This window comes from Streptosporangium sp. NPDC087985 (assembly GCF_044741965.1).
Classification (GTDB): Bacteria; Actinomycetota; Actinomycetes; order Streptosporangiales; family Streptosporangiaceae; genus Streptosporangium.
On record NZ_JBIUTQ010000007.1, the window covers coordinates 245,173 to 271,499 of the forward strand.

Sequence of the window (26,327 nt, forward strand, 5' to 3'; positions counted from 1 at the left end):
GACATCCGCTGTTCTCCGATCCCGCCTGTGCCGTACGTCAACGGGTCGCGGAGCGGCGGAGCGGGGAGAGCCAGATCCACGGGATCGTGAGCAGGACTCCGGCCGCACAGATCCACAGCACTGGGCGCAGCCCCAGCAGCTCGCCGAGCAGGCCGCCGGTGAGGCTGCCCAGGGCGAGGACGCCCTGGATCGTGAAGGTCATCGTGGCGTTGATCCGGCCGAGGAGGTCGGCGGGGCTCTCGCGGAGGACGACGGTGCCGAAACAGACGGAGAAGGACACGATGACCATGCCGGTGATCAGCGTGCTGACGGACATGAGCAGGAACTTCGCCCAGATCGGGCCGGAGGCGAGCGCCGCGGTGACGAAGTCGAGCGGGAAGAGCAGCACCGAGTAGACCAGCAGCCGGTTCTCGCCGAGCCGCCTGGCCAGGCGCGGGGTGATCGCCGCGCCGAGCAGGCCGCCCACACCGGCGAAGGCGGTGAGTACGCCGAGCAGCCCGCCGGGCAGGCCGAGCACGTTGAGCGAGTAGATCACGAACAGCGCGATGAAGGCGGAGGCGAAGAAGTTGATCGTGACTCCGCAGCCGCAGAGCGCGCGGAGCGTCGGGTGCCCGGCCACGCCGCGCAGGCCCTCGCGGATCTCGATCCACATGCCGCGCGGCGGAGCGGGGGTGTGGGCCTCCGGCGTTTTGATCGTCCGGATCAGGAACGCGGAGGCCAGGAACGATGCCGCGTTGACCAGGATCGCGAACGGCGCAGTGATCAACTGGACGAGCAGCCCGGCGAGTCCCGGGCCGCCGACGGTGGCCAGGGAGTAGGCCGACTGGAAGCCCGCGAGCGCCTCGGTCCGCTGGCTCTCGTGCACCACCGCGACCATGTGCGGGAAGTTCATCGCGCGGAAGACCACCGCGCAGGTGCCGACGGTGAATGCCACCGCGATCAGCCAGGGCACGGTCAGCAGCCCGGCGATCCAGGCCGCCGGGATGGTGGCCATGGCGACGGCCGAGATCACCTCGCAGCCGATCATGACCGGACGGTGCCGCCTCAGCCGGTCGGCGACCGCACCCGCCTGGAGCCCGATCAGCAGGTAGGGGGCCGAGGTCGCGGCGGCGAGGATGCCCATCTGGGCCGGGGAGGCACCGAGCAGGGTGGCGGCGGTCAGGGGTACGGCCAGCCGGGAGACCTCGGTCCCGGTCTCGGAGACGGCGCGGGCGGACAGCAGCAGCCGGTAGTCGCGCTGCCTGCGCAGGGGGAGGGGCTGAAGCACGGGGATCACCGCTTTCTGAAGGGAATGCTTCATAACTATGAAGATAATCCTTCATAGTTATGAAGGCAATCCTTCAGACTGAAGAAGGTACGGTTTGCACATGACCGAGGTACGGAGGCCGATCACCGACCCCACGGCGATGCGCGCCCTGGCGCACCCCGCGCGGCTCGCCATCCTGAACCGGCTCCAGTCCGAGGGGCCGGCCACCGCCACCGACGTCGCCGAGGTCGTCGGCGTGACGCCGAGCGCGGCGAGCTATCACCTGCGCATGCTCGCCAAGTACGGCTTCACCGAGGACGCGCCTCCGCGTGGCGACGGCAGGGAGCGCCTCTGGCGGGCCACTCCCGGTGGCGTGACCATCAGCCCTAACCCGGACGACCGGCCCGAGGTCCGGACGGCAAAGGACCTGCTGATCAAGGCTGTGCGCGATCAGGCGGCCGAGGAGGTGACCCGTGCCCTGGACAACTTCGACAGGGAACCCCCGGAGTGGCGGGAGGCCTCGGTGCTCAACCGGGCCGTCCTGCTGGTGGACGCCGAGGAGATGAAGCGGCTGGGCGAGCAGATCGACGAACTGCTCGCCCCCTACCGGATCGCCTCCCGGGACCGTGCTCAGGCCCCGGCCGGAGCGCGGATCGCCGAGGCGCAGGTGAGCCTCTTCCCACGTGTCGAGCGGCGGCCGCACGGGATCCCCCGCGAATGATCGGAAGTGGTGTCCGCGGCCGGAGATCTCTCCGGAAACGGTCGGTGAGGATAGGGCGGACTTGACGTGCCGAGGTCAGGGCGAGACCTGATTACGGGTACACTTTTCGATGGCCTGTCACTCACAGGCCGACTTCGCATGCTCCGTCAAGAATCGTTCCCTCGGTCCGGGTGAGAGCCCGGGAGGAGCCGGTTCGGGGCATCAGGGCGGCAGCCGCGGGCTGTCGCGTCAACCGAGAACAGCGCCCGGACGGGCGCCCCGACCTGGAGGACAATCACATGTCCACCCCCGTCGTCACCATGCGACAGCTGCTCGAGAGCGGCGTTCACTTCGGCCACCAGACCCGTCGCTGGAACCCGAAGATGAAGCGCTTCATCTTCACCGAGCGCAACGGCATCTACATCATCGACCTGCAGAAGTCGCTGGCCTTCATCGACCGGGCCTATGACTTCGTCAAGGAGACCGTCGCGCACGGCGGCACGATCATGTTCATCGGCACGAAGAAGCAGGCCCAGGAGGCCATCGCCGAGCAGGCGGCGCGTGTCGGCATGCCGTACGTCAACCAGCGCTGGCTGGGTGGCATGCTCACCAACTTCTCCACCGTGCACAAGAGGCTTCAGCGTCTGAAGGAGCTCGAGGAGCTCGACTTCGACAACGTGGCCGCGTCGGGGCTCACCAAGAAGGAGCTCCTCATGCGCCGCCGCGAGAAGGAGAAGCTGGAGCGCACCCTCGGTGGTATCCGCGACATGGCCCGCGTTCCCAGCGCGGTGTGGGTCGTCGACACCAAGAAGGAGCACATCGGGATCAGCGAGGCTCGCAAGCTCAACATCCCGGTCGTCGCGATCCTCGACACCAACTGTGACCCGGACGAGGTCGACTACCCGATCCCGGGTAACGACGACGCCATCCGCGCCGTCGGCCTGCTGACCCGCGTCGTCGCCGACGCCGTCGCCGCCGGCCTCATGGCCCGCGCCGGTGCCACCCGCGGCGACGACAAGCCGGCCGTCGCCGGTGGCGCCGAGCCGCTGGCCGAGTGGGAGCAGGAGCTGCTCGCCGGTGCCGAGGCTGCTCCGGTCGCTGAGGCTGCTCCGGTCGCTGAGGCTGCTCCGGCTGCTGAGGCTGCTCCGGTCGCCGACGAGGCTCCGGCCGCCGAGGCCGAGGCTGCTCCGGTCGCCGAGAACGACGCCGACGCCGAGAAGCAGGCCTAGCTCCTTCCCGTACGGCCCGGCCGTACGACTCGCAAGACTCTTCCGGGTGGGTGCGTTCAAGATGAGGGCACCCACCCGATCCACGACGACTCCCACGAGGAAAGACAATGGCTTCCGTGAACATGGCCGACGTCAAGCGGCTTCGTGAGCTGACCGCCGCCGGCATGATGGACTGCAAGAAGGCTCTTGAGGAGTCCGAGGGCGACTTCGAGCGCGCCGTCGAGATCCTGCGCCTCAAGGGCGCCAAGGACGTCGGCAAGCGTGAGGCCCGTACCGCCTCCAACGGCCTGGTCGCTCTGAAGCAGGCCGGTGACTCCGCCGCCGCGCTGCTCGAGCTCAACTGCGAGACCGACTTCGTCGCGAAGGGTGAGCGCTTCCAGGAGCTTGCCGCCCAGGTCGTCGAGCACATCCTGGCCACCAAGCCGGCCGACGTGCCCTCCCTGCTGGACTCCCAGCTCGACGGTAAGACCGTCAAGGAGCACCTGGACGAGGCCAACGCCGCACTCGGCGAGAAGATCGAGATCCGTCGTTTCGCGGTGCTCGAGGGTGGCTTCGTCGGCGCCTACATGCACAAGACCGACCCGCAGCTTCCGCCCACGGTCGGCGTGCTCGTTCAGCTCGACACCCCCAACGCCCAGGTCGCCAAGGACGTCGCGCAGCACGCCGCCGCGATGGCTCCGAAGTATCTCAACCCGGAGGCCGTCCCCGCCGACGTCATCGAGAAGGAGCGCGCGCTCTTCGAGGAGATGACCCGCGAGGAGGGCAAGCCCGAGGCCGCCATCGGTAAGATCGTCGATGGCCGCATCAACGGCTGGTACAAGGACTTCACCCTGCTGGAGCAGGCCTTCGTGAAGGACAACAAGAAGTCCATCGCGAAGTTCGCCGACGAGAACGGTGTCAAGGTCGAGGCCTTTGTCCGCTTCAAGGTTGGGCAGGCCTAGTCTTAACTCAGCTTCTCTCAGCAGCAGAGCACTAAACGAGGAGGCCGTCGTCGTGCCGGAGAACCAAGAACCCGCTACGTCGGCGGTTTCGTCGTATTCGGGCCCGCTCCGCTGGAAGCGGGTCATGCTGAAGTTGTCGGGTGAGGCGTTCGCCGGGGGAGAGCCGCAGGGCATCGACCCGGCTGTCGTCAGTCACCTGGCTGACTCGATCGCCGAGGCCGTCCGGAAGGGCGTGCAGGTCGCGGTCGTGGTCGGCGGTGGAAACATGTTCCGGGGCGCCGCTCTGTCCGAGAGCGGCATGGACCGCGCCAGAGCCGACTACATGGGCATGCTCGGCACAGTGATCAACTGCCTGGCTCTTCAGGATTTCCTGGAGAAGCGGGGCATCGACACCCGTGTCCAGACGGCCATCACCATGCAGCAGGTCGCCGAGCCCTTCCTGCCCCGCCGTGCCATCCGTCACCTGGAGAAGGGGCGTGTGGTCATCTTCGGGGCAGGGCTCGGTTCACCGTTCTTCTCCACCGACACCTGTGCCGCACAGCGCGCGCTGGAGATCGGTGCCGAGGCGCTGCTCAAGGGCACCCAGGTGGACGGCGTCTACGACGCCGACCCCCGGAAGAACTCCGACGCCGTCCGGTTCGACCACCTCGAATATGGTGAGGTGCTGACCCGCGGTCTCGGTGTCATGGATGCCACCGCGATCAGCCTGTGCATGGACAACGGCCTGCCCATCGTCGTCTTCGACCTCATGGGTGAGGGCAACATCCTGCGGGCGGTACGTGGTGAAAAGATCGGCACGCTGGTGAGTCCGGCAGGGAAATAGGGAGCCGCTGTGATCGACGAAACCCTCCTCGAAGCCGAGGAAAAGATGGACAAGGCGGTGTCGGTGGCGAAGGAGGACTTCGCAGCCATCCGCACGGGCCGCGTCACCCCGTCGATGTTCAACAAGATCAGCGCTGAATACTACGGGACGCCCACTCCCATTCAGCAGCTGGCCTCGTTCCATGTCCCCGAGGCCCGCATGGTCATCATCCAGCCCTTCGACAAGGGCTCGATGGCCGCGATCGAGAAGGCGATCCGCAACTCCGATCTCGGTGTCAACCCCGGCAACGACGGCCAGGTCATCCGCGTGGCCTTCCCCGAGCTGTCGGAGGAGCGCCGCAAGGAGTACATCAAGGTCGCTCGGAACAAGGCGGAGCACTCCAGGGTCTCCATCCGTAACATCCGCCGCAACGCCAAGGAGACCCTCGACAAGATGGTCAAGGACAGCGAGGCAGGCGAGGACGAGGTGCGTCGCGCCGAAAAGGAGCTCGACGACCTCACCCAGAAGCACGTAGCCAAGATCGACGAGCTGCTCAAGCACAAGGAAGCCGAGCTGCTCGAAGTCTGAACCCATCGGTCCTTGTCTCGCGTGGGTGCTCCACGCGGGACAAGGATTTTGTGTATTGAGAGTAGGACCCCCTTGGAACCTGCGGCGGGTGGTAGCCGTACCGGCCGGAATCTTCCCGTCGCGATCGCGGTGGGTGCCGGTCTGGGAGCCGTGATCATCGGCTCTCTCTACTTCGTCAAGGTGCTCTTCCTCGCCGTGGTGATCGCGGCGGTGGGCATCGGTGTGACCGAACTGGTCAAGTCGTTCGCCACCAGGGGCATCACCGTCCCGGTGGTCCCGGTCCTGGCCGGGATGGCCGCCATGATCGTCGGCGCCTACTACGGCGGGCCCGCGTGGCTGGTCGGCATCTTCGCCATGACCGCGCTCGTGCTGATGATCTGGCGGATGTTCCAGGGCTCCGACGGCTACGTCCGCGACACCACCGCGAGCATCCTGGTCACGGTCTATCCCTCGATGCTCGCCGGGTTCGTGGCGCTGCTGCTCGCGCATCCGCTCGACGGCCCCGACCGGGTGATCGTCTTCATCGCCACCACGGTCGCGAGTGACATCGGCGGATATTTCGCAGGAATATCCTTCGGCAAGCACAGGATGTCCCCGCTGATCAGCCCGAAGAAGACCTGGGAGGGCTTCGCCGGGTCGGCGCTGGCGTGCATGGCCGTGGGCGGCTGGCTGGTGGCGTGGCGGCTGGACGGCGACGTCTGGAAAGGCGTGCTGATCGGCGCCGTCGTGGTGGTCTTCGCCACGCTCGGCGACCTGGTCGAATCAGTGATCAAGCGGGATCTCGGCGTCAAGGACATGGGCAGCGTGCTGCCCGGTCACGGCGGCCTGATGGACCGGCTCGACTCCCTCGTCGTCGCGCTGATCCCGGTCTGGGCGCTGCTCACCCTGCTCGTCTGAGCGCGGCCCGGGCCGGGCGGTGCGATCATCCCGCCCGGGTGAGCCGGTCGGCTGACAGCCGGGGGAGCAGTGTCCGATAGCCGTTCTCCGCGACCAGGCGCAGCTCGTCGGCGGTGATCGGGACCAGCCAGAGCCACCGCACGACGTCCCCGCCGAAGGTGAAGCCCGACAGGTCCGGCAGGCCCGGCAGCCCGGCCAGCATGATGACGCCGCTGTAGGCGGGGCCGAGCGGGAACGTCTCCGGCCGGTGGTACCACTTGGCCGTGTGGCCGTGGCCGATCCAGGTGACCGAGTGCCATGGATACTGGCCCAGCCACAGGAACAGCCGGGCCGCGTCCCGCGCGTCGCCGGGGGTGGCCACGGCGAGCTCCACCCGGGCATAGGCGTCCGGCCGGTCGATGTACTGCTCCATGGCGGGCATCCGCTGGCAGCTCATTCCCACCGTGGACAGGATCGTGTGCTCCCGCTCCCGTTCCGGCGGCCGTTCGGTGATACCGACCGTGGGCAACCGGTCGCCGCCGGCGTCCCAGAACCGACCCGCACCGCCGGCCGTCCGGTCCAGGTGGCCCATCACGAACTGCTGGAACGAGGCCCAGGCGCCGTCGCTGCCTCGCCAGTCCCAGTAGGCGCGGGCCTTGGCCAGCTGGGAGGTCAGGCCCTCACGGACCTGCTCCAGCGACCGGGCGAACGGCGACTCGCCCACCGCGTCGCGGGAGTAGCCCGGTATGCCCCTGCCCGTGTCGGCCCAGCCAGGAATGACCGCGAGCAGCTCGTCGTTCTCGTACAGGGCGACGCCGTCGCCCTCCTCGGACCAGAGCGGTCGCAGCGTGCCCAGCGGTGGCCTGCCATCGGGGTGCCGGGTGTTCGCCCGGGGCACCGCCGGGGGCAGTTCGGAGTTCAGGCGGTCCAGGTCGATCGTCGCCGGAGCCGGATCGTGGTTGGCCAGCCAGACCGCTCCGTGCACCGTCCCTCCGGTCCCGCACAGGTAAGCTACCGAGGAAGTCTCGTCGCGTTCGACCACCAGGGTGCGGCTCCCATAGGGATTGACGTCGGTGAGCACGACCTCGACGCCGTTTCCCCGCTCGCCTGAGGGCCGGATTGTCGCCATACCTCCGGACTCTAGATCAGAGTCGAGTACCGCTTCGAGTAACCGTCGAGAGAAGGCGTTGGACTTGTCGACTGTCAGCCCGTCCGGGACCCCCGCACCCGGCCAGCTCACCTTCGTGGCCCCCCGCAGGGCGAAGCCCGCGCGCCACCTGGCCGACCTGACCATGGCCGAGCGCCGGGCGGCGGTCGCCGAGCTGGGGGAGAAGCCGTTCCGCGCCGACCAGCTCTCCCGGCACTACTTCGAGAAGCTCAACGGTGACCCCGAGCTCATGACGGATCTGCCGGCCGCGGCCAGGGAGAAGTTCGCCGCCGCGCTGTTCCCCACGCTGCTGACCTCGGTCCGGGAGATGACGACCGACGCCGGCACCACCCGCAAGACGCTGTGGCGGCTGTTCGACGGCGCGCTGGTCGAGTCGGTCCTCATGCGCTACACCGACCGCACCACCATGTGCGTGTCGTCCCAGGCGGGCTGCGGCATGAACTGCCCGTTCTGCGCCACCGGCCAGGCCGGTCTGACACGCAACATGACCACCGCGGAGATCGTCGAGCAGGTCGTCGCCGGGGCGCGGGCCCTGGCCGCCGGCGAGGTCCCCGGCGGTCCTGGGCGGGTCAGCAACGTGGTCTTCATGGGCATGGGCGAGCCGCTGGCCAACTACAAGGCTGTGATCGGCGCCGTGCGCCGGATGGTCGAACCGGCGCCCGACGGCCTGGGCATCTCCGCCCGGGGCGTCACGGTCTCCACCGTCGGCCTGGTCCCCGCGATCGGCAAGCTCGCCGCCGAGGGTCTGCCGGTGACGCTGGCGCTCTCCCTGCACGCGCCCGACGACGAGCTCCGCGACACCCTGGTGCCGATCAACACCCGGTGGAAGGTGGCCGAGGTCCTCGACGCCGCCTGGAACTACGCGGCCGTCACCAAGCGCCGCGTCTCCATCGAGTACGCGTTGATCAAGGACATCAACGACCAGGAATGGCGGGCCGACCTGCTCGGCAAGCTCATCAAGAACAAGCTGGTGCACGTCAACCTGATCCCGCTCAACCCGACCCCGGGCTCGAAGTGGACGGCCTCCCGCCCCGAGGACGAGCGGGCCTTCGTACGCCGCCTGGAGTTCCACGGCGTCCCGGTGACCGTCCGCGACACCCGGGGCCGTGAGATCGACGGCGCCTGCGGCCAGCTCGCCGCCGCCGAGTAACCCGCTCTTCCCCGCTGTGACACCCACCGGGGAAGAGCGGGAGCTCCTACGGTGTCAGGCGGTGCAGGTCCCGCGGGAACAGCGTGGTCTGCCTGACGTTGGGCGCGCCCGTCAGTCGGGAGGTCCAGCGCTCCAGCCCGATGGCGAATCCGCCGTGTGGCGGCATGCCGTGGGCGAAGGCGGCCAGATAGCCCGCATACGCCCGCGGGTCCTCGCCCCGGGCGGCCAGCGCCGTCAGGTAGTCGGTGTGCCGGGCCAGCAGCTCCTGCGCGTCCGCGAAGTGGATCGCCGGGATCTCCTCGGGCACCTCCGGCAGTTCGACCTCCAGCAGGGCCAGGGCTTCTCCCGCCCGCTCGGCCGCCGCCGCGTGCATGCCCGCCAGAGCCCGGGTCAGCACCGCCATCACGTCGCGGTGGTCAAGGATGAAGCCGAGCTCGGCGTCCAGGCTCGTGTACTGCGCCAGGTGCCTGGCGGTGTCGTGCGGCTCGGCACGGAAGACCGGTCCCACCTCGTAGACCCGCTCGAACACCCCGACCAGGGCCTGCTTGAAGAACTGCGGTGACTGGGCGAGGAAGGCGGGGCGGCCGAAGTAGTCGATGCCGAACACGTTCGCGCCCGACTCGGTCGCGGTGCCCACGATCTTGGGGGTCTGGGTCTCGGTGAAGCCGAGCCCGTCCAGCACGGTCCGGAAACCGGTGACCCCGGCCGCGGCGATCTCAAAAGGCGCCCGTAGCCGGGGATGGCGGAGCGCGACCGGAGCGTGGTCGAGGATCGTCGGCAGTGTCGCCGGGACCGTGGGCCGATAGAGGTCGAACGGCGGTGGTTCCACCGCCTCGGCCAGCACCTCGATCTCGGGGTCGGCCAGCTCGGCCCCGCCCGGGGCCTGCGGGTTGGCCACCACGGTGCCGGTGATCTCCAACACCGTCTCTTCCGGGTACGGGGCGGTCTCGTGGGCTTGCGGGGCGGGCCCGTGGGTCCGTGGGACGGGCTCGTGAGAGCACGGTGCGGGCCGCTGGATGACCTGGGCGAGACCGGAGCGGTCGCGGATTACCAGGAAGGAGAGGGACTTCAGCTCGCGGCGGCGATGCAGCCACCCGGCGATGCGGACGCGGTGACCGACGTGCTTCGGCAGGTCGGCGGCGAGAATTCGGTGGATCATCACATTCCTTTGCGGAGTATGAGCTGATCCCTTCCCGCGGTGGGTGGGTCGGTGTTCGCGCTGCGGTGGGTGGGTGTTCCTGATCAAGCGGATTCCCGCCTGGTCACGGAATCTCGGCAGCCGCGCGGTCGGCACGCCCAAGGTGGCCTTCGTCGACTCGGGGATCGCCGCGAACCTTCTGGGAGCCGACGCCCGGAGCCTGCCGCGCCCCGACAGCGCTTTCGGCCCGCTTCTGGAGGGCTTCGTGCTGATGGAGCTGTCTCGCCAGCTCACCTGGTCCGAGGAGCGTGTGGAGCTGTTCCACTGCCGGACCAAGGACAAGGTGGAGGTGGATGCCATCCTGGAGAATCGGCAGGGGCGCGTGGTTGGAATCGAGGTGAAGGCGTCGTCGACGGTGCGGCCGGATGACTTCAGAGGGCTGCGCCATCTCGCTGCCCGCCTGGATGATGACTTCGCGGTGGGGATCGTTCTCTATACGGGGACTCGGACGCTTCCTTTCGGGGAGCGCATGCGGGCTGTTCCTGTGAGCGCTCTTTGGGAGGTGGCCGCGCCCCGGCGGTGATCTCCTGGTAAGGATTACGGTCTGGTACGGCGGAGCCGTGCGTAGGCGGCGAGGCCCGCGGCGGACCAGAAGAGCGACGCGGCGACGATCGGGAGCAGGGTCGCGTCGAGCGTTCCGGCGTTGGCGGCGCGCATCCACGGCATGATGGGCACCGTGAACGGGCCCACCGGGGTCAGGCTGATCAGCAGCAAGACCACGTAGCCGCCGAACAGGACGAGCATCGACGCGGCGGGGGAGGGCATGATCGGCCGGCTGGTCAGTGCGCCCAGGGCCGTCCCGGCGCTCAGGGCGAGCAGATGCAGGAGGGCGCCGCGCGCCAGGTCGCCGGAGGACGGCGCGGCGGCGAAGCCGTGGAGCAGCGGCGTGCCGACCGCGATCGCCGCCAGCCCCAGGTTGACGGTGAACGCGGCGAGCAGCCCGGCGCCGACCTCCCTGCCGGGGCCTCCGGCCGCCGTCATCGAGATCAGCCGTTGTGCGGGCGGCTCGGTGTCGAGCAGGCTCCGGGCGGCCCAGGCGAAGACGACGATCAGCAGCCCGGACGAGTCGCCGTAGGCGGACAGCTCCTTGCCGGGCGGCGTCAGCGTCGAGTAGAAGATGACCAGCATCAGCATCAGCCCGATCAGCGGCTGCAACAGCCGGTGGGAGCGGGCGTAGGCGGCCAGCTTGAACCGGATCAGATGGATCAACGACCCCTCCGGGGGATAGTGCCCTGTCTGAGGACGGCGGGACGGGGACGTCACGTGGTGCGTCGGGTGATGTAGCCGTCGGCGCGGAGTTTCTGCTCGACCTCGTCGGCGTCGCCGGGGTCCACGAGCACCTCGATGATCGTCGTGCGGGTCGTTGCGGTGGGCGTGCGGGCGGTGACCGCGTGGTCCGCGACGAGCCAGTGGTCGGCGCCGGGGAACTCGCGGAGCTGGTTCTGGTGGTCGCTGACCACGACCGTGCCGCCTCGCTCGGCGATCTCACCGATGATCACGGGTAGCTCGGTTCGGGTCTGTTCGTCCAGGCCGGCGAAGGGCTCGTCCAGGATCAGCAGGCCCGGCGGGTCGAGCAGCGCCTGGATCAGGCCCACCTTCTGCGCGCTGCCCTTGGACAGGTCGCCGAGCGGCTGCTCCATCAGGTGGGTGGCGTTCAGCCGTCCCGCGAGGGTCCGCGCGGCGGCGGGAGAGGCGCCCCGGACCCGGGCCATGTGGGCGAGATGGGCGGCGACGGTGAAGGGCTGGTCGGTGGGGAAGACGTCCGGGGCGTAGCCGACGACGCGGGGCCGTTCGGAGATCGAGCCGCGCGTCGGGGGGACGAACCCCGCGAGCAGCCGCAGCAGCGTGGACTTGCCCGCGCCGTTGCGGCCGGTGACCTCGATGACGGACCCCGAGCGGAGGGTGAGCTCGACGTCCCTCAGGATCCACGGGCCGCGGCGTGAGTAGCGGAAGGACACCCGGGAGAGCCGCATGGGCGCAACCCTACCGTGATCGCCTGTCAATCCGGCTGACCTGTCCGGCCCGGACGGGATCAGCCGGTGAGGCCCAGTTGCCCGGCGGCCTGCACGGCCAGCCACACCTCGGTGAAGGCGCTTGTCGACGTCAGGTCGCGGCCGGTGAGCGCGCTGAACCTGCGCAGCCGGTAGGCCAGCGTGTTGGGGTGGACGTGCAGCGCCGCCGCCGCGTCCTCGGTGCGGCGGTCCCGCTCCATCCACGTGCGGACCGAGGCCAGCAGCCGGGAGTCGTGGGCCGCGTCGTAACGGATCACCTCGCCGAGGACGTTCTCGACCAGCGCGGACAGCACCGCGGGGTCCTCCGGGAGCCACCTGCCGGCGGTGTCGTCGCCGTAGCGGACGAGCGCCTGACCGGACTCGGCCGCGCGGGAGGCCGCCCAGACCGCTTCCCTGCGGGCGACCCGCAGGGACGTTCCGGCGGCGAACGGCCTGCTCATCCCGGCCGCGGCGCCGGGCAGCCCGGCGAGGACCGCGCCCAGTTCGGCCGGGCCGAGGACGTAGCGGTCGTCGCCCCTGCCGAGCATGAGGAAGGGGTGGTCGTCGAGGGCGCGCAGCAGCGCGTCGTCGGGTACGCCGCGGACCACCAGCAGGACGAGTTCGTCGTCCGGGAGCCCCAGCCTGGTCAGCCGCCGCCGGGCCGTGGCGGGGTCGAGCACGTCCTGCAGCAGCTCGGCCAGGATCTCCGCGCCCTCGCGGCGCAGGGTCTCGCGCTCGTTGCGGGCCATCGCGACCTTGAGCGCGGCGACGGTGGCGATGTGCTGCGCCACCGCCAGCCCGGCCGGGCGGGCACCCTCCCGCTCCAGGGCGACGAGGAATCCGGCGGAGCCGCCGGGCGCCGGCACCGGCAGGACGAAGCCGCCGGGGATGGTCGGGGGAGCGTCCGCCGCCGTGGGCAGCATCCGCGGGTCGGGCACCGGGACGCCGGGCAGCAGGGGGCGTCCCTGCGGCGTGCACAGGTATACGTCGTAGCCGCTCAGCCGTTCCAGGCGCCGGAACAGCGTCGCGGTGTCGAGGTCCTCGGAAGCCAGCCAGCGCAGCGCGCCGAACACCTGGAGCTGTGCGCCGAGCCGCTGTCGGGCGTCCTCCTGGACGGCCGCGGCCACCTCCTGGGCGATGGCGATGAACGGCACCGCCAGTGGTACCTCCAGGACCGGCATGCCCCGCTCCTCCGCCGCGGCGAAGAACGCCCGGTGCAGCGGCGGCGTGTGGAGCTGGGCCGACACCGCCAGCGCGGACACGCCGGCGTCGTCGAGCCGTTCGAGGTAGGCGCGCTGCCCGGCGGCGGAGCGGGGGATCGCCATGCCGGTCGTCATGATGAGCTCGGCGCCGAGCAGCCAGGGTGTGGGGTCGTCCAGCTCGCTGACGTGCGCCCAGGAGATCGACCGCGCGAGCCCGGCCCCACCGGCGTGGACGCGCAGCTGGAGGGCGGGGAAGCGGATCAGCTCCTCGACGGTGAGTTTGTGTCGGGCCACAGGACACACCGTAGTACTTCGTTCCTCCCACAATTGCCTAAATGGGACAAAGCTCTCACACTGGCCAGACAGCCTCTCTGAGCTGGGACTTTCGCGTGGAGGCCGCGCGGCCCGGCCCCCCGAACACCCGTCGAAGGGATAGTGCAGCATGACTGAGCCCCGTGGGCCCGTCGACTCCTCCCGTGTTCCGCGGTTCGCGGGTCCGGCGACCTTCGCGCGGTTGCCGCGTCTGGACGAGGTCGGCCGCTGCGACGTGGCCGTGGTGGGGGTTCCGTTCGACAGCGGGGTCTCCTACCGCCCCGGTGCCCGCTTCGGCCCCTCGGCCGTGCGCGAGGCCAGCAGGTTGCTCCGGCCGTACAACCCGGGCCTGGACGTCTCGCCGTTCGCGGCGCTGCAGGTGGCCGACGCCGGTGACATCGCCTGCAACCCGTTCAACATCGGTGAGGCCGTCGAGACGATCGAGCACGCTGCGACCGAACTCCAGGAGGGCGGGGCCCGGCTGGTCACGATCGGTGGTGACCACACGATCGCGCTGCCGCTGCTGCGCTCCGTGGCCAAGCGGCACGGGCCGGTGGCGCTGCTGCACTTCGACGCCCACCTGGACACCTGGGACACCTACTTCGGCGCTGAGTACACCCACGGCACGCCGTTCCGCCGGGCCGTCGAGGAGGGCATCCTCGACACCGAGGCGGTCGGTCACGTCGGCACGCGCGGCCCGCTGTACGGCAAGCAGGACCTCGACGACGACCAGCGGCTGGGCTTCGGCATCATGACTTCGGCCGACGTGATGCGCCGTGGCGTGGACGAGATCACCGACGCCCTCAGGCAGCGGATCGGCAGCCGCCCGCTGTACGTCTCCATCGACATCGACGTGCTCGACCCCGCGCACGCCCCCGGCACCGGCACCCCCGAGGCGGGCGGCCTGACCAGCCGTGAGCTGCTGGAGATCCTACGCGGCCTGGCCGGGTGCGATCTGGTCGGCGCCGACGTGGTCGAGGTGTCCCCGGCCTACGACCACGCCGAGATCACCTCGGTGGCCGCCTCCCACGTCGCCTACGACCTCGTCAGCCTGCTGGCCCTGTCCGGATCCGAGGAGAAGGCATCATGAGCCGGATGGCCGCCGGGGGAGCCGCCCCCTCCGTCATGAAGGTCGAGCAGCACGGCGTCGGCCGCATCCCCGACATCGAGCGCACCGCCCGCCCGGTCGACCTGTTCCGCCTGGCCTTCGGTGGCGCGAATACCTTCGCCACGTGCGTGCTCGGCTCGTTCCCCATCCTGTTCGGGCTCTCCTTCTGGCAGGGGCTCTCGGCGACCGTGCTGGGCCTGCTGGTCGGCTCGCTGATCCTCGCGCCGCTGGCCGTCTTCGGCCCGGTGAACGGCACCAACAACGCCGTCTCCTCCTCGGCACACCTGGGCGTGCACGGCCGGATCGTCGGCTCGTTCCTCGCTCTGCTCACCGCGATCGCCTTCTTCTCGATCTCGGTCTGGTCCTCCGGCGACGCCCTGGTCGGTGGCGCGCACCGGCTGGCCGGCCTGCCGGAGTCGACGTGGTCATACGGCGTCGCCTACGCGGTGTTCGCCTGCCTGATCCTGGTGGTCTGCGTCTACGGCTTCCGCTTCATGCTGCTGGTCAACAAGATCGCCGTGGCCGCGGCCTCGCTGCTGTTCGTGCTCGGCGTATTCGCCTTCGCGGGAGACTTCGACCCCTCCTACCCGGGGGTGTTCGCCTCCACGGCCGACCCGGCGTTCTGGCCGTCGTTCATCGGCGCCACCCTGATCGTGCTGTCCAACCCGATCTCCTTCGGCGCATTCCTCGGCGACTGGTCCCGCTACATCCCGGCGGACACCCCGCGTCGCCGGGTGATGGGCGCCGCCTTCCTGGCCCAGCTCGCCACGATCCTGCCGTTCTTCTTCGGCTTGGCCACCGCGTCGATCATCGCGACCAGGGCCGCCGAGTACGTCGATCCGGCCGCCCCCAACTATGTCGGTGGCTTGCTCGCGGTCTCGCCCACGTGGTACTTCCTGCCGGTCTGTCTGATCGCCCTGATCGGCGGCATGTCCACCGGCACCACCGCCCTCTACGGCACGGGACTGGACTTCTCCAGTGTCTTCCCCCGCTTCAGCCGGGTCCGGGCGACGATGTTCATCGGCGTGCTGTCGGTCGGATTCATCTTCCTCGGCCGCTTCGCCCTCAACCTGACGCAGAGTATCTCCACCTTCGCCACCCTGATCATCACCTGCACCGCCCCCTGGATGGTGATCATGATGCTCGGCTATGTGACCCGCCGCGGCTGGTACGACCCGGACGCGCTGCAGGTCTTCAACCGTCGCCAGCGCGGCGGCCGCTACTGGTTCAGCCACGGCTGGAACTGGCGGGGCATGTCGGCCTGGATGCTCGCCGCGGTGGTCGCCATCCTGTTCGTCAACATCCCCGGCCAGTTCGTCGGCCTGCTGGGCGAGCTCGCCGGCGGCGTCGACATCTCCCTGCCGCTGGGCCTGGCCATCGCGGCCCTGCTCTACCTGGCGCTGCTGGTGGCCTTCCCCGAGCCGCGCGGCGTCTACGGGCCGGACGGCCCCCGCCTGGTCCGCGCCGCGGACGTCCCGGTCCCGCCCATCGAGGGGCCGGGCGCCCCGGCCGCGGAGGTGCCCGCGCGGGTGTGACCCGCCGGGAGGCGCCCGTGCGGGCCCGCCTCCGGTCCGTCCGCCCGCCCGCCCGCCTGGAGTGTCAGGGGCTCCCCGTCCCCGCAGCGCGCGATCTCGCGGAGCTCATGGCGCAGGTCGAGGACGGCCGCTGGTCCACCCTGACCACGGCGGTCGAGGACCTGACCGGCCGGGCTCCCCGCTCTCTGGCCCGGTTCCTCGCCGAGCACGCCTCCGCCTTCCGCCTGTGACCTCCGCGCCCTGGCTTCCGGGGGTGGCCGGGACGGCGCCGGGGTGGGTCAGCGGGTGCCCCAGGAGTAGGTCTGTTTGTGGAGCTTGAGGTAGACGAAGGTCTCCGTGGCGCGGACGGTGGGTATGGCGCGGATCTTGCCGAGGATCTCCAGGAGGTGCTGGTCGCTCTCACAGACGACCTCGACCATGATGTCCAGGGACCCGGCGGTCAGGACGACGTAGTCGATCTCCGTGATCGCCGACAGCTCCTCGGCCACCATCTCCAGGTCGCCCTCGCACTTTATGCCGATCATGGCCTGGCGGGGGAAACCCAGGATCAGCGGGTCGGTGACCGCGACGATCTGCATGACTCCGGCGTCGAGCAGACGCTGGACCCGCTGGCGGACGGCGGCCTCGGACAGGCCCACGGCCTTTCCGATGGCGGCGTACGGCTTGCGCCCGTCACTCTGCAGCTGTTCGATTATGTGTTTGGAGATCTCATCGAGGGCGACGGGGCCGGGCCTGGCGTCGTTTTCGCGGCGTACCTTGGGCGGCGTTGTCATCCGCGCTCCCTGGCGTCGTCTTGCGGGGCTGGAGCCGACATGTTGCTGCTCCGAAGCGACATGGTGTCAGTTCTCACGGACCTGTCAAGCGAATTCGTAGCGATTTGGTATCTTCGCAACGAAATCCCTTGTCGCGAGGCATCTACTCTGTAAGAGTCGCGACAACTCAGCCCCACTGTGCAAGGAGGTCACCGTTGACCACCCAGGTTGAGAGTATCGAGCCCGCCCGTCTGCGGAACTACATCAATGGTGAGTCCGTGGACGCCAGGAGCGGCAAGTTCTCCGACGTCATCGACCCCTGCACCGGAGAGGCCTACCTTCGGGCGCCGATCTCCGGTGCGGAGGACGTCGACGGCGCCTACGCCGCCGCGGCCGCCGCTTTCGAGTCGTGGAGCCGGCTCACGCCGGGTGAGCGTGCCAACCTGCTGCTCAAGGTGGCCGATGCCATCGACGCGCGGGCGGAGGAGCTGAACGAGGCCGAGTGCCGCAACACCGGCAAGCCCCGTGCGCGCATGGCCGAGGACGAGACTCCGGTGGCCGCCGACCACTTCAGGTTCTTCGCCGGTGCCGCCCGCACTCTGGAGGGGCCGACGTCGGGCGAGTTCCTCGCGGACCACACCTCCGTCATCCGGCATGAGCCGATCGGTGTCGTGGGTCAGGTCACGCCGTGGAACTACCCGATGATGATGGCGGTCTGGAAGATCGCCCCCGCGCTCGCCGCGGGCAACACCGTCGTGCTCAAGCCCTCCGACACCACTCCGGTCTCCACGGTGAAGCTGGCCGAGATCATCGGTGAGATCCTGCCGAAGGGTGTCTTCAACGTCGTCGTCGGCGACCGCGAGACCGGTGCTCTCGTCGTCGGACATCCGACCGCGCAGATGGTCGCGATCACCGGTTCGATCGGCGCGGGCATGGCCGTCGCCAAGACCGCGGCCGAGGATCTCAAGCGGGTCCACCTGGAGCTCGGCGGGAAGGCCCCCGTCGTCATCTTCGATGACGTCAAGGACCTCAAGGCCACCGCGGAGACCATCGCCATGGCGGGTCTCTACAACGGCGGCCAGGACTGCACCGCGGCCTGCCGTGTGCTGGTCCACGAGGACGTCCACGACGAGTTCGTCGCCGCGCTCACCGAGGCGGCCGCCAACACCGTGACCGGCGACCTCGCCAACGAGGACGCCCTGTACGGCCCGCTCAACAACGCCGACCAGCTTGCCCGCGTCGCGGCCTTCTTCGACCGGGTCCCCGGTCACGCCAAGGTCCTGACCGGTGGCCACCGGATCGGCGACAAGGGCTACTTCTTCGCGCCCACCATCGTCGACGGCCTCCAGCAGGACGACGAGATGGTGCAGAACGAGGTCTTCGGGCCTGTCATCACCGTCCAGACCTTCTCTGACGAGGCCGATGCTTTGGATAAGGCCAACGGCGTCAAGTACGGTCTGTCCAGTTCGGTGTGGACCTCCGATCACGGCAGGGCGATGCGGATGTCGAAGCGTCTTGACTTCGGCATCGTGTGGGTCAACACCCACATCCCGTTCGTGTCGGAGATGCCGCACGGAGGCTTCAAGCACTCCGGCTACGGCAAGGATCTTTCGGTCTTCGGCCTGCACGACTACATGCGCGTCAAGCATGTCATGCACTACATCGGCGAATAATGCCGCTAACAGAGGGATAAGCCTGGTATGACCGAAACCCAGGCGGGCATGGAGGCGGCGGTGGTCGCCGCCTCCAACTCCTCCCAGGTGCCCGCCATCGAGCTCGACGGAGTCGTCAAGGAGTACCTCGCCCACGGAGAAGTCGTCCAGGCGGTCAAGGGAGTCACTCTGACGATCGCCGAGGGCGAGTTCTTCTCGCTCCTGGGCCCCTCCGGCTGCGGTAAGACCACCACCATGCGCATGATCGCCGGGTTCGAGGATCCGTCGCGCGGCACGGTGCGGCTGCACGGGCAGGACGTGACCAACGTCCCCGCCAACAAGCGCGACGTGAACATGGTGTTCCAGTCCTACGCGCTGTTCCCGCACATGAACGTCTGGGAGAACGTCGCCTTCGGCCTCAGGCGCAAGAAGGTGGGCGACGCCGAGATCAAGCGGCGCGTCGGTGAGATCCTGGAGATCGTGGCCCTCACCGGGCGTGAGAAGCGCCGCCCCCGGGAGATGTCCGGCGGCCAGCAGCAGCGGGTGGCCCTGGCCCGTGCCCTGGTCAACAACCCGCGCGCGCTCCTGCTGGACGAGCCGCTCGGCGCCCTGGACCTCAAGCTCCGCCAGGCCATGCAGATCGAGCTCAAGCGCATTCAGCGCGAGGTCGGCATCACGTTCGTGTACGTCACACACGACCAGAGTGAGGCGCTCACCATGAGCGACCGCATCGCCGTCATGAACGACGGCCTGGTCGAGCAGCTCGCCACGCCCCGTGAGATCTACGAGCGTCCGGCCACCGCCTTCGTGGCCAACTTCATCGGCACCTCCAACCTGCTCAGCGGTACCGTCGACCGGGTCGAGGCCGGCTCCGCCGTACTGGAGCTGGACGAGAAGAGCCGGGTCCTGGTGGGGCAGGCGTCGCACCGGGCCGGAGAGCCGATCGCGGTCACCGTGCGTCCCGAGAAGATCACGATCTCCACCGAGGAGCCGGCGGGAGACCTCAGCATCGTGCGCGGCACCGTCTCCGAGGTGGTCTACCTGGGCCTTTACAACAGTTACGCGGTCAATCTCTCCGACGGCGCCGAGATCACCGTGTTCCAGCAGAACGCGCTCGACAGCACCAGCACGGCGGAGCGTGGAGACACCGTGTGGCTGTCGTGGCAGCCGCACCACTCGTACGCGATTGGAAATTGAGTCCGCCGATGGATCCTCGCACGAACCCCGCCTTCCTCCGTGGCATGACGCAGAGCCGTTCCGTCACCCGACGCGACGCCTTCCGTCTGGCCGGGCTCTCCGCGGCCGGTCTAGCCCTCACCGCCTGCGGCGTCCAGGGCAAGAAGGTCGCCGCGCCCAAGCAGGACGCCGTCGCCGCCTACTGGGCCGACAAGAAGAGGAACGGAACCCTCCGCTTCGCCAACTGGCCGCTCTACATCGACAAGGACGGCAAGAGATACCCGTCGCTGGAGATGTTCACCGCCGACACCGGCGTCAAGGTGACCTACCAGGAGGCCGTCCAGGAGATCCCCTCCTTCTTCGGTAAGATCCAGCCGCAGCTCGCCGCGGGCCAGGACATCGGCTTCGACCTGATGGTCCTGACCAACAGCATCCAGCTCAACCGGGCCATCCAGCTGGGCTACCTGGTGCCGCTGGACCACTCCCAGCTGCCGAACTTCGCGGCCAACGTCAGCTCGACGTTCAAGGACCCGATCTGGGACCCGAACAACACCTACACGGTGCCGTGGGCGGGCGGCATGACCGGCATCGCCTACAACCCCAAGTACGTGGACGGGGTCAAGAGCATCAATGACCTCTGGGACCCCAAGTACAAGGGCAAGGTCGGCATGTTGGTCGACACCCAGGAGATCTCGAACTTCGGCATGTTCGCCCTGGGCATCGATCCCAACACCTCCACCGAGGCCGACTGGCGGAAGGCCGCGGAGAAGCTCAAGGCGCAGCGCGACGCGGGCCTCGTGCGCAAGTACTACGAGAACGACTACGTCGAGGCACTCGCCCGCGGCGAGGTGTGGATCACCATGGCCTGGTCGGGTGACATCTTCCAGCAGGTCGCCGAGGGCAAGGACCTCAAGTTCGTGGTGCCCGAGGAGGGCGGTACGATCTGGACCGACAATCTGTGCATCCCCAAGACCGCGCAGAACCCGGTGGACGCGCTGATGTTGATGGACTACGTCTACCAGCCCAAGATCGCCACCATGCTGACGGAGTACATCAACTACGTCACGCCGGTCCCCGCCACCAGGGACCTGGTCCTCGCCGACGCCGCCAAGGCCAAGGACGCCGACAAGAAGCTCCTGGAGCAGCTCGCCGAGAGCCCGCTGGTCTACCCCTCCGAGGCCGACATGGCCAGGCTGCGTCCGTACAAGTCGCTGACCACGGCGGAGGAGAAGGTCTTCGAAGGCATCTTCCAGCCCATCACCCAGGGTTAGCGATGACGGAACGGAACAAACGAGGAATGGGGGGCGACCGGTGAAACGTCTCACGCCCTACCTGCTCATCCTGCCCGGCGGTCTCTGGATGGCGATCTTCCTGGTGGTGCCGATGGTCTTCATGGCCTCGGTGTCCACCCAGGAGGGCGACGTGGTGAACGGTTTCGCCCAGACGTTCAACTTCGGCGTGTACGGCGAGGTCCTGGTCAAGTACCAGACCCAGTTCCTGCGCTCGGCCGGATACGGCCTGGTCGCGACCGTCATCTCCATCGCGCTGGCCTACCCGATGGCCTACTGGATCGCCTTCAAGGGCGGCAACCGCAAGTCCACCTACCTGCTGCTGGTGCTGCTGCCGTTCTTCGTCTCGTTCGTGCTGCGCACGGTGTCGTGGAAGTTCCTGCTGGCCGACGACGGCCTGCTGCTGTCGCCGCTGAAGTCGATGGGACTGGTCCCCGGCGACTTCCACGTGCTGCAGACGACCGCGGCGGTGATCGGCGGCCTGGTCTACAACTACCTGCCGTTCATGATCCTGCCGATCTACGTGGCGCTGGAGCGGGTGGACCCGAAGGTGGTCGAGGCCGCCCAGGACCTGTACGCCTCACGGACCGGGGCGTTCACCAAGGTCGTGCTGCCGCTGTCGCTGCCGGGCGTGTTCGCCGGGGTGCTGATGACGTTCGTCCCGATGACGGCGGACTACGTCAACGCCGGCATCCTCGGCGGCCCGAAAAACACGATGATCGGCAACATCATCCAGACCGAGTACCTGGTCAACAACGACTACCCGACCGCGGCCGCGCTGTCGTTCACGCTGATGGCGGCGATGCTGATCGGCATCTTCGCCTACGCCAAGGCGCTTGGCACCGAGAACGTGCTGGAGGCGGCCGCCCGATGAGTACGACTGTCGCAGCACCGAGCACGGCGGGCCGTGCGAAGTCCAGGAGCAGGGTCGCGGACCGGCTGCTCCGGGGCTACGTCTGGTTGATCATCGCCTGGCTGTTCCTGCCGATCACGGTGATGATCGTGTTCGGCTTCAACGACACCCAGAGCAAGTCGAACGTGAGCTGGCAGGGCTTCACCTTCAAGTGGTGGGGCCGGCTGGGCGACTACCCGGACCTGACCGGCGCGGTGGTCAACTCGCTGCTGATCGCGTTGATCAGCGTGGCGATCACCACCGTGCTCGGCACGCTCATGGGCCTGGCCATGGGGCGCTACCGGTTCCGCGGGCAGGGCACCACCAACCTGGTGATGTTCGCGGCGATCTCCTCACCGGAGATCGTCATGGGCGCCTCGCTGCTGTCGCTGTTCATCAGCACCGGCGTGCAGACCGGCTTCGCGACCGTGGTCGTCGCGCACGTGCTGTTCTCGCTCTCGTTCGTGGCCATCACCGTCCGGGCCCGCGTCGTCGGTCTGGACCCCTCGATCGAGGAGGCGGCACGTGACCTGGGCGCGTCCACCTGGGCCACGTTCCGGCTGGTCACCCTCCCGATGATCATGCCGGGCGTCGTCGCGGGCGCGCTCCTGGCGTTCGCGCTCTCCATCGACGACTTCGTGATCACCCAGTTCACCAGCGGCTCCACCCAGACGTTCCCGCTGTGGATCTGGGGCGCCACCCGTATCGGGGTACCGCCGCAGGTCAACATTCTGGGAACCCTTATATTCGCGGTAGGCGTCGTGATCGCCGTGGTCAACACGGTGCTCTCTCGCCGCCGCACCTAGCTGCCGTCAAGCCCCGTGCCCCCACCGGGTGGCACGGGGCTTCGGTGTTCTCAGATCCTCGGCAGAGAACAGGGAGGCGAGATCGGATTCAGGCGGGGGGAACCCGCGCGTGATCTGCAAGGTCACGCGATACACACAAAAACAATTTGACTCACCGTAGGGAAGTGAGATTTGTGGATCCGCTGAAGGCTCTTGCTGATGCGGAGCGCAAGCCGTACTGGCTCGACAGCACGGCGAAACCCGAGCCGCAACCGCGGCTCCTTGGAAACACGACCGCCGATCTGGCGGTGGTCGGCGGAGGATTCTCGGGGCTGTGGACCGCCCTGATGGCCAAGGAACGCGACCCGTCACGCGACGTGGTCCTGATCGAGGGACGCAGGATCGGCTGGGCGGCCTCCGGCCGCAACGGCGGGTTCGCGATGGCGACCCTCACCCACGGACTCGCCAACGGGCTGGAGCGCTGGCCCGAGGAGATCTCCACGCTCGAACGCCAGGGACTGGCCAACCTCGACGAGATCGGCCAGACCGTCGCCAAATATGACATCGACTGCGGTTATGAGCGCACCGGTGAGCTGGTCGTGGCCACCGAGCCCTGGCAGGTCGAGGAGCTTCACAAGAATGTCGAGATCGCCCGGGAGATGGGCCTGCGCTTCGACATTCTTGACCAGGACCAGATTCGAGCGGAGGTGCACTCGCCTACCTACGTCGGCGGCTCCTGGGAACGCGACGGCTGCGCCATGGTCGATCCCGCCCGGCTGGCCTGGGGGCTCCGGCAGGCCTGCCTCTCCCTGGGCGTGCGCATCTACGAGCGCACACCGGTCCGCACCATGAAGGACAACGGGACGAGCCTGGACCTGCTCACCCCGCACGGCACCGTCAAGGCCGACAAGGTCGCGCTCGGCACCGGCGTGTTCCAGCCGCTGCTGCGGCGGCTACGGCACTTCCTGGTGCCGGTCTACGACTACGCCCTGATGACCGAGCCGCTCTCCGCCGAGCAGCTGGCCTCCGTCGGCTGGCGCAACCGGCAGGGCATCGGCGACGCGGCCAACCAGTTCCACTACTACCGCCTGACCGCCGACAACCGCATCCTCTGGGGCGGCTACGACGCGGTCTACTACAACGGCGGCAGGATCAAGCCGGAGTACGAGCAGCGCGACGAGACCTTCGTCAAGCTGGCCGAACACTTCTCCACCACGTTCCCCCAGCTCTCCGAGCTGCGCTTCACCCACAGGTGGGGCGGCGTCATCGACACCTGCAGCCGGTTCAGCGCCTTCTACGGCCAGTCGCACGGCGGGCGCCTCGCCTACGCCGTCGGCTACACCGGCATGGGCGTCGGTGCGACCCGCTTCGGGGCGAACATCATGCTCGACCTGCTCAACGGTGAGCAGACCGAGCGGACCGAGCTCCGGATGGTCAGGGAGAAGCCGCTGCCCTTCCCGCCAGAGCCGGTCCGCTCGGCCGGGATCCAGATGACCCGCTGGTCGATCGCCCAGGCCGACCTCCAGCAGGGCCGCCGCAACCTCTGGCTGCGCACTCTGGACCGGATGGGACTCGGGTTCGACTCCTAGACCTTTGCTCCCGGCCCCCGGTCCGACGGGGGCCGGGAGCATCGGCGACGGGCACCGCTCGCCTCCGGTGCGCGGACAGTACAGACTGGAGAGCGTGATCGAGAGAGTCGAGTTCGAGGCCGACGGGATCAGGCTCGTGGGCGACCTGAGGCTGCCGCCCTCGGCGGGCCCCCACCCGGCGTTGGTCCTCACCGGGCCGTTCACCGGCACCCGGGACCAGGTCACCGGCCTGTACGCGGACAAACTGGCCGAGGCCGGATACGTGACGCTGGCCTTCGACCACCGCAACTGGGGTGAGTCGGGCGGGACGCCGCGCTGCCACGAGGACGCGCAGGGCAAGCTGCACGACCTGCGGGCCGCGGTCTCGCTGCTCCGCTCGCGGCCCGAGGTCGACGGCGGCAGGATCGGCGCGGTCGGTATCTGCCTGGGCGCCGGCTACGCGCTCAGGTTCGCCGCGTTCGACCCCCGGGTGAAGGTCTTCGCGGGCATCGCCGGGGCCTACAACAACCCCTACGGCATGCGCGCAGGCATGTCCCCCGGCGGATACCAGGACGCGCTGGCCTCCTTCACCGAGATCCTGGAGCGTCAGGACCGGGGCGGCCAGGTGGAGTATCTGCCCGCCGTGGCCGCCGAGGGCGAGGCCGCCATGGCGGGTGACGAGCCGTTCGCCTACTACGGCACCGAGCGCGGCGCCTCGGCGCACTGGCGCAACGAGGTCACCAGAGCCTCCGTCCGCGAGCTGATCACCGTGGACAACATGACCGGAGCCGACTTCCTCTCTCCCAAGCCCGGCCTGATCGTGCACGGCGTGGTGGACCGTTTCTGCTCCCCGGAAGGCGCCGAGGAGGCGTACAAGCGGATGGACGGCCCCAAGAAGCTCGTCTGGCTGGACGCCAGGCTGCACATTGACCTCTACGACACCGAGCCCCACGTCACCCAGGCCGTCGAGGCCACCGTGGCGTTCCTCGGCGAGTACCTGTAAGACGATGTTCGTACTGGGACTGGACCTCGGCGGCACCTCCTCGCGTGCCCTCCTCATCGACGCCTCGGGGCGGCGGATCGGATACGGCAGCGCCGCCGGAGGCAATCCGGCGGCCCACGGCACCGAGACGGCCGTCGCCAATATCCGGCAGGCGCTGGAGGCCGCCCTGCACGGTGTGGATCCCGCCGAGGTCGCCGGGGCCGTCATCGGAATGGCCGGGGTCGGGGCACTCGACCGGCCCGTCTTCGACCGGATGTGGGACTCCACCGGGCTGCGCTGCGCCCCCACCCTGACGGGCGATCTCGGCATCGCCTTCGCCGCCGGTACGGCGGAGCCCCGCGGCACCGTCCTCATCGCGGGGACCGGGGCCATCGCCGCCCGCATCGAGGACGGAAGGCCGGTGGCGATCTCCGACGGGCTCGGCTGGCTGCTCGGGGACCAGGGCTCGGGCTTCTGGCTGGGCCGGGAGGCGGCCCGCTCGGCCGTGCACAGCCTGAGCCGGGATGAGAGCGACGGGCTGCTGACCCGCCTGGTCGCCGAGCAGATTTGCGACAACCACATCGAACGTCTCCCGGACGGTGACAGCGAGGCCGCCGGAGCGCTTCCGGGCAGCGATGGCGGGGCCGCCGGAATGTCCTCGGGCAGGACACGGGGCCGCGAGGCCGGTTGGCCGCCCGTGGACGGCAGGGCTGAGGCCCTCCGGATCGTGGTCCACGCCCAGGGGCGTCCCCCGCTGGAGCTGGCGAGACTGGCGCCGCTGGTGAGCCAGGCCGCCGCCGCAGGAGACCCGGCCGCCCTGAAGATCGTTACGACGGCGGCCGAGCTGCTCCGCGCGACGGTGGCCGAAGTACGCGCCGAAGGGGAGAACACCCCCATCGTGCTGGCCGGGAGCGTGCTGACCAGCCAGGGGCCGGTCTACTCCGCCGTACGGGACCAACTGGGCGCGCCGACCGTCCTGGCGGGGGACGCGACCGGGGCGGCGGCCTGGCTGGCGGCGAAGGCGGCGTTCGGCCTGGACCCCGAGGCGGCGGCGCGGCTGCACCGGCGGATCCTGCGGGAGTGAGGTGCCGAGGTGCCGTCAAAGGATTAGCCATCCCTCAGGCATATTAATCTTTTTAATGTGACAGAAAGCCCTATCTGCAGGCATTAGCACCTTTCTAGCAC

General features: G+C 69.0%; 26 protein-coding genes. 19 read left to right on the forward strand and 7 right to left on the reverse strand.

Going from position 1 to position 26,327, the window contains the following annotated elements:
- Window positions 1-37: 37 nt before the first annotated feature.
- On the reverse strand, window positions 38-1,300 hold the full coding sequence (locus ACIN94_RS17295) for an MFS transporter (protein WP_400706543.1): 1,263 nt from the start codon (window positions 1,298-1,300) through the stop codon (window positions 38-40).
- Between the two features lie 67 nt (window positions 1,301-1,367).
- Between ACIN94_RS17295 and ACIN94_RS17300 the strand changes: the two genes are divergently transcribed.
- The 6 genes from ACIN94_RS17300 (at window position 1,368) to ACIN94_RS17325 (ending at window position 6,403) form a co-directional block, all read left to right on the forward strand.
- Entirely contained in the window at window positions 1,368-1,967 is a 600-nt protein-coding gene (locus ACIN94_RS17300) for an ArsR/SmtB family transcription factor (protein WP_400706546.1), read from the forward strand.
- A gap of 278 nt (window positions 1,968-2,245) precedes the next feature.
- Window positions 2,246-3,175 (forward strand): 30S ribosomal protein S2, encoded by a 930-nt coding sequence (gene rpsB / locus ACIN94_RS17305; RefSeq protein WP_400706549.1) that lies wholly within the window; start codon window positions 2,246-2,248, stop codon window positions 3,173-3,175.
- A gap of 107 nt (window positions 3,176-3,282) precedes the next feature.
- A complete protein-coding gene (gene tsf / locus ACIN94_RS17310) occupies window positions 3,283-4,116 on the forward strand; it encodes a translation elongation factor Ts (RefSeq protein WP_400706552.1) in 834 nt (277 codons plus the stop codon).
- A gap of 52 nt (window positions 4,117-4,168) precedes the next feature.
- Window positions 4,169-4,939, forward strand: a complete 771-nt coding sequence (pyrH, locus tag ACIN94_RS17315; protein ID WP_400706555.1) for a UMP kinase — start codon at window positions 4,169-4,171, stop codon at window positions 4,937-4,939.
- 9 nt (window positions 4,940-4,948) lie between these two features.
- Entirely contained in the window at window positions 4,949-5,506 is a 558-nt protein-coding gene (frr, locus tag ACIN94_RS17320) for a ribosome recycling factor (protein ID WP_400706558.1), read from the forward strand.
- Window positions 5,507-5,578: 72 nt separating this feature from the next.
- Complete coding sequence (locus ACIN94_RS17325) at window positions 5,579-6,403, forward strand: phosphatidate cytidylyltransferase (protein WP_400706561.1); 825 nt, start codon at window positions 5,579-5,581, stop codon at window positions 6,401-6,403.
- Between the two features lie 25 nt (window positions 6,404-6,428).
- Here ACIN94_RS17325 and ACIN94_RS17330 read toward each other — a convergent pair whose 3' ends face one another.
- Window positions 6,429-7,511 carry a suppressor of fused domain protein gene (locus ACIN94_RS17330; RefSeq protein ID WP_400706564.1) on the reverse strand — a complete coding sequence of 361 codons (1,083 nt, stop codon included), beginning with the start codon at window positions 7,509-7,511 and terminating at the stop codon, window positions 6,429-6,431.
- A 64-nt stretch (window positions 7,512-7,575) separates the two neighbouring features.
- Between ACIN94_RS17330 and rlmN the strand changes: the two genes are divergently transcribed.
- The gene (rlmN, locus tag ACIN94_RS17335; RefSeq protein ID WP_400706567.1) at window positions 7,576-8,700 is read left to right on the forward strand and encodes a 23S rRNA (adenine(2503)-C(2))-methyltransferase RlmN; all 1,125 of its coding nucleotides are present in this window, start codon (window positions 7,576-7,578) and stop codon (window positions 8,698-8,700) included.
- A gap of 46 nt (window positions 8,701-8,746) precedes the next feature.
- Here the strand turns inward: rlmN and ACIN94_RS17340 are convergent, their stop codons facing one another.
- Window positions 8,747-9,859: an amino acid--tRNA ligase-related protein gene (locus ACIN94_RS17340; RefSeq protein WP_400706570.1), complete on the reverse strand. Its 1,113-nt coding sequence runs from the start codon at window positions 9,857-9,859 to the stop codon at window positions 8,747-8,749.
- 73 nt (window positions 9,860-9,932) lie between these two features.
- On the opposite strand from ACIN94_RS17340, the gene ACIN94_RS17345 reads away from it, so the two are divergent.
- Window positions 9,933-10,421 (forward strand): ATP-binding protein, encoded by a 489-nt coding sequence (locus ACIN94_RS17345; RefSeq protein ID WP_400706573.1) that lies wholly within the window; start codon window positions 9,933-9,935, stop codon window positions 10,419-10,421.
- A 14-nt stretch (window positions 10,422-10,435) separates the two neighbouring features.
- On the opposite strand, the gene ACIN94_RS17350 is transcribed toward ACIN94_RS17345, so the two are convergent.
- Genes ACIN94_RS17350 through ACIN94_RS17360 form a run of 3 tightly spaced genes read right to left on the reverse strand, consistent with a single transcriptional unit; the run spans window position 10,436 to window position 13,385 of the window.
- Complete coding sequence (locus ACIN94_RS17350; protein ID WP_400706576.1) at window positions 10,436-11,107, reverse strand: hypothetical protein; 672 nt, start codon at window positions 11,105-11,107, stop codon at window positions 10,436-10,438.
- 50 nt (window positions 11,108-11,157) lie between these two features.
- A complete protein-coding gene (locus ACIN94_RS17355) occupies window positions 11,158-11,871 on the reverse strand; it encodes an ATP-binding cassette domain-containing protein (RefSeq protein ID WP_400706579.1) in 714 nt (237 codons plus the stop codon).
- Between the two features lie 59 nt (window positions 11,872-11,930).
- Window positions 11,931-13,385: a PucR family transcriptional regulator gene (locus ACIN94_RS17360; protein ID WP_400706582.1), complete on the reverse strand. Its 1,455-nt coding sequence runs from the start codon at window positions 13,383-13,385 to the stop codon at window positions 11,931-11,933.
- A gap of 148 nt (window positions 13,386-13,533) precedes the next feature.
- On the opposite strand from ACIN94_RS17360, the gene speB reads away from it, so the two are divergent.
- The 3 genes from speB to ACIN94_RS17375 are packed head-to-tail and all read left to right on the forward strand — an operon-like array spanning window position 13,534 to window position 16,276.
- Window positions 13,534-14,493: an agmatinase gene (gene speB / locus ACIN94_RS17365; RefSeq protein WP_400706585.1), complete on the forward strand. Its 960-nt coding sequence runs from the start codon at window positions 13,534-13,536 to the stop codon at window positions 14,491-14,493.
- Window positions 14,494-14,498: 5 nt separating this feature from the next.
- On the forward strand, window positions 14,499-16,046 hold the full coding sequence (locus ACIN94_RS17370; RefSeq protein ID WP_400706651.1) for a purine-cytosine permease family protein: 1,548 nt from the start codon (window positions 14,499-14,501) through the stop codon (window positions 16,044-16,046).
- Between the two features lie 17 nt (window positions 16,047-16,063).
- Window positions 16,064-16,276, forward strand: coding sequence for a hypothetical protein (locus ACIN94_RS17375; protein WP_400706588.1), 213 nt, complete (start codon window positions 16,064-16,066; stop codon window positions 16,274-16,276).
- A gap of 48 nt (window positions 16,277-16,324) precedes the next feature.
- Here ACIN94_RS17375 and ACIN94_RS17380 read toward each other — a convergent pair whose 3' ends face one another.
- Complete coding sequence (locus tag ACIN94_RS17380) at window positions 16,325-16,819, reverse strand: Lrp/AsnC family transcriptional regulator (RefSeq protein ID WP_400706591.1); 495 nt, start codon at window positions 16,817-16,819, stop codon at window positions 16,325-16,327.
- Between the two features lie 194 nt (window positions 16,820-17,013).
- Between ACIN94_RS17380 and ACIN94_RS17385 the strand changes: the two genes are divergently transcribed.
- The 8 genes from ACIN94_RS17385 to ACIN94_RS17420 all read left to right on the forward strand — a co-directional run bounded on the left by ACIN94_RS17385 (window position 17,014) and on the right by ACIN94_RS17420 (window position 26,226).
- Window positions 17,014-18,471: a gamma-aminobutyraldehyde dehydrogenase gene (locus ACIN94_RS17385; protein ID WP_400706594.1), complete on the forward strand. Its 1,458-nt coding sequence runs from the start codon at window positions 17,014-17,016 to the stop codon at window positions 18,469-18,471.
- 27 nt (window positions 18,472-18,498) lie between these two features.
- Window positions 18,499-19,647 carry an ABC transporter ATP-binding protein gene (locus ACIN94_RS17390; protein ID WP_400706597.1) on the forward strand — a complete coding sequence of 383 codons (1,149 nt, stop codon included), beginning with the start codon at window positions 18,499-18,501 and terminating at the stop codon, window positions 19,645-19,647.
- A gap of 8 nt (window positions 19,648-19,655) precedes the next feature.
- The gene (locus ACIN94_RS17395) at window positions 19,656-20,897 is read left to right on the forward strand and encodes a PotD/PotF family extracellular solute-binding protein (RefSeq protein WP_400706600.1); all 1,242 of its coding nucleotides are present in this window, start codon (window positions 19,656-19,658) and stop codon (window positions 20,895-20,897) included.
- A gap of 40 nt (window positions 20,898-20,937) precedes the next feature.
- Entirely contained in the window at window positions 20,938-21,789 is an 852-nt protein-coding gene (locus ACIN94_RS17400; protein ID WP_400706603.1) for an ABC transporter permease, read from the forward strand.
- Window positions 21,786-22,613, forward strand: coding sequence for an ABC transporter permease (locus tag ACIN94_RS17405; RefSeq protein ID WP_400706606.1), 828 nt, complete (start codon window positions 21,786-21,788; stop codon window positions 22,611-22,613). Before ACIN94_RS17400 ends, ACIN94_RS17405 begins: the two co-directional genes overlap by 4 nt.
- Before the next feature lie 173 nt (window positions 22,614-22,786).
- Entirely contained in the window at window positions 22,787-24,181 is a 1,395-nt protein-coding gene (locus ACIN94_RS17410) for an NAD(P)/FAD-dependent oxidoreductase (protein ID WP_400706654.1), read from the forward strand.
- A gap of 94 nt (window positions 24,182-24,275) precedes the next feature.
- Window positions 24,276-25,163 carry an alpha/beta hydrolase gene (locus ACIN94_RS17415; protein WP_400706609.1) on the forward strand — a complete coding sequence of 296 codons (888 nt, stop codon included), beginning with the start codon at window positions 24,276-24,278 and terminating at the stop codon, window positions 25,161-25,163.
- Window positions 25,164-25,167: 4 nt separating this feature from the next.
- Window positions 25,168-26,226, forward strand: coding sequence for an N-acetylglucosamine kinase (locus tag ACIN94_RS17420; protein WP_400706612.1), 1,059 nt, complete (start codon window positions 25,168-25,170; stop codon window positions 26,224-26,226).
- Window positions 26,227-26,327 lie beyond the last annotated feature (101 nt).

Bases quoted from the DNA above. Each gene is read 5' to 3' on its own strand.
- ACIN94_RS17295 (WP_400706543.1), bottom strand. From the start codon at position 1,300: ATGAAGCATTCCCTTCAGAAAGCGGTGATCCCCGTGCTTCAGCCCCTC.
- ACIN94_RS17300 (WP_400706546.1), top strand. From the start codon at position 1,368: ATGACCGAGGTACGGAGGCCGATCACCGACCCCACGGCGATGCGCGCC.
- rpsB (WP_400706549.1), top strand. From the start codon at position 2,246: ATGTCCACCCCCGTCGTCACCATGCGACAGCTGCTCGAGAGCGGCGTT.
- tsf (WP_400706552.1), top strand. From the start codon at position 3,283: ATGGCTTCCGTGAACATGGCCGACGTCAAGCGGCTTCGTGAGCTGACC.
- ACIN94_RS17330 (WP_400706564.1), bottom strand. From the start codon at position 7,511: ATGGCGACAATCCGGCCCTCAGGCGAGCGGGGAAACGGCGTCGAGGTC.
- ACIN94_RS17340 (WP_400706570.1), bottom strand. From the start codon at position 9,859: ATGATCCACCGAATTCTCGCCGCCGACCTGCCGAAGCACGTCGGTCAC.
- ACIN94_RS17355 (WP_400706579.1), bottom strand. From the start codon at position 11,871: ATGCGGCTCTCCCGGGTGTCCTTCCGCTACTCACGCCGCGGCCCGTGG.
- speB (WP_400706585.1), top strand. From the start codon at position 13,534: ATGACTGAGCCCCGTGGGCCCGTCGACTCCTCCCGTGTTCCGCGGTTC.
- ACIN94_RS17370 (WP_400706651.1), top strand. From the start codon at position 14,499: ATGGCCGCCGGGGGAGCCGCCCCCTCCGTCATGAAGGTCGAGCAGCAC.
- ACIN94_RS17380 (WP_400706591.1), bottom strand. From the start codon at position 16,819: ATGACAACGCCGCCCAAGGTACGCCGCGAAAACGACGCCAGGCCCGGC.
- ACIN94_RS17390 (WP_400706597.1), top strand. From the start codon at position 18,499: ATGACCGAAACCCAGGCGGGCATGGAGGCGGCGGTGGTCGCCGCCTCC.
- ACIN94_RS17395 (WP_400706600.1), top strand. From the start codon at position 19,656: ATGGATCCTCGCACGAACCCCGCCTTCCTCCGTGGCATGACGCAGAGC.
- ACIN94_RS17405 (WP_400706606.1), top strand. From the start codon at position 21,786: ATGAGTACGACTGTCGCAGCACCGAGCACGGCGGGCCGTGCGAAGTCC.
- ACIN94_RS17420 (WP_400706612.1), top strand. From the start codon at position 25,168: ATGTTCGTACTGGGACTGGACCTCGGCGGCACCTCCTCGCGTGCCCTC.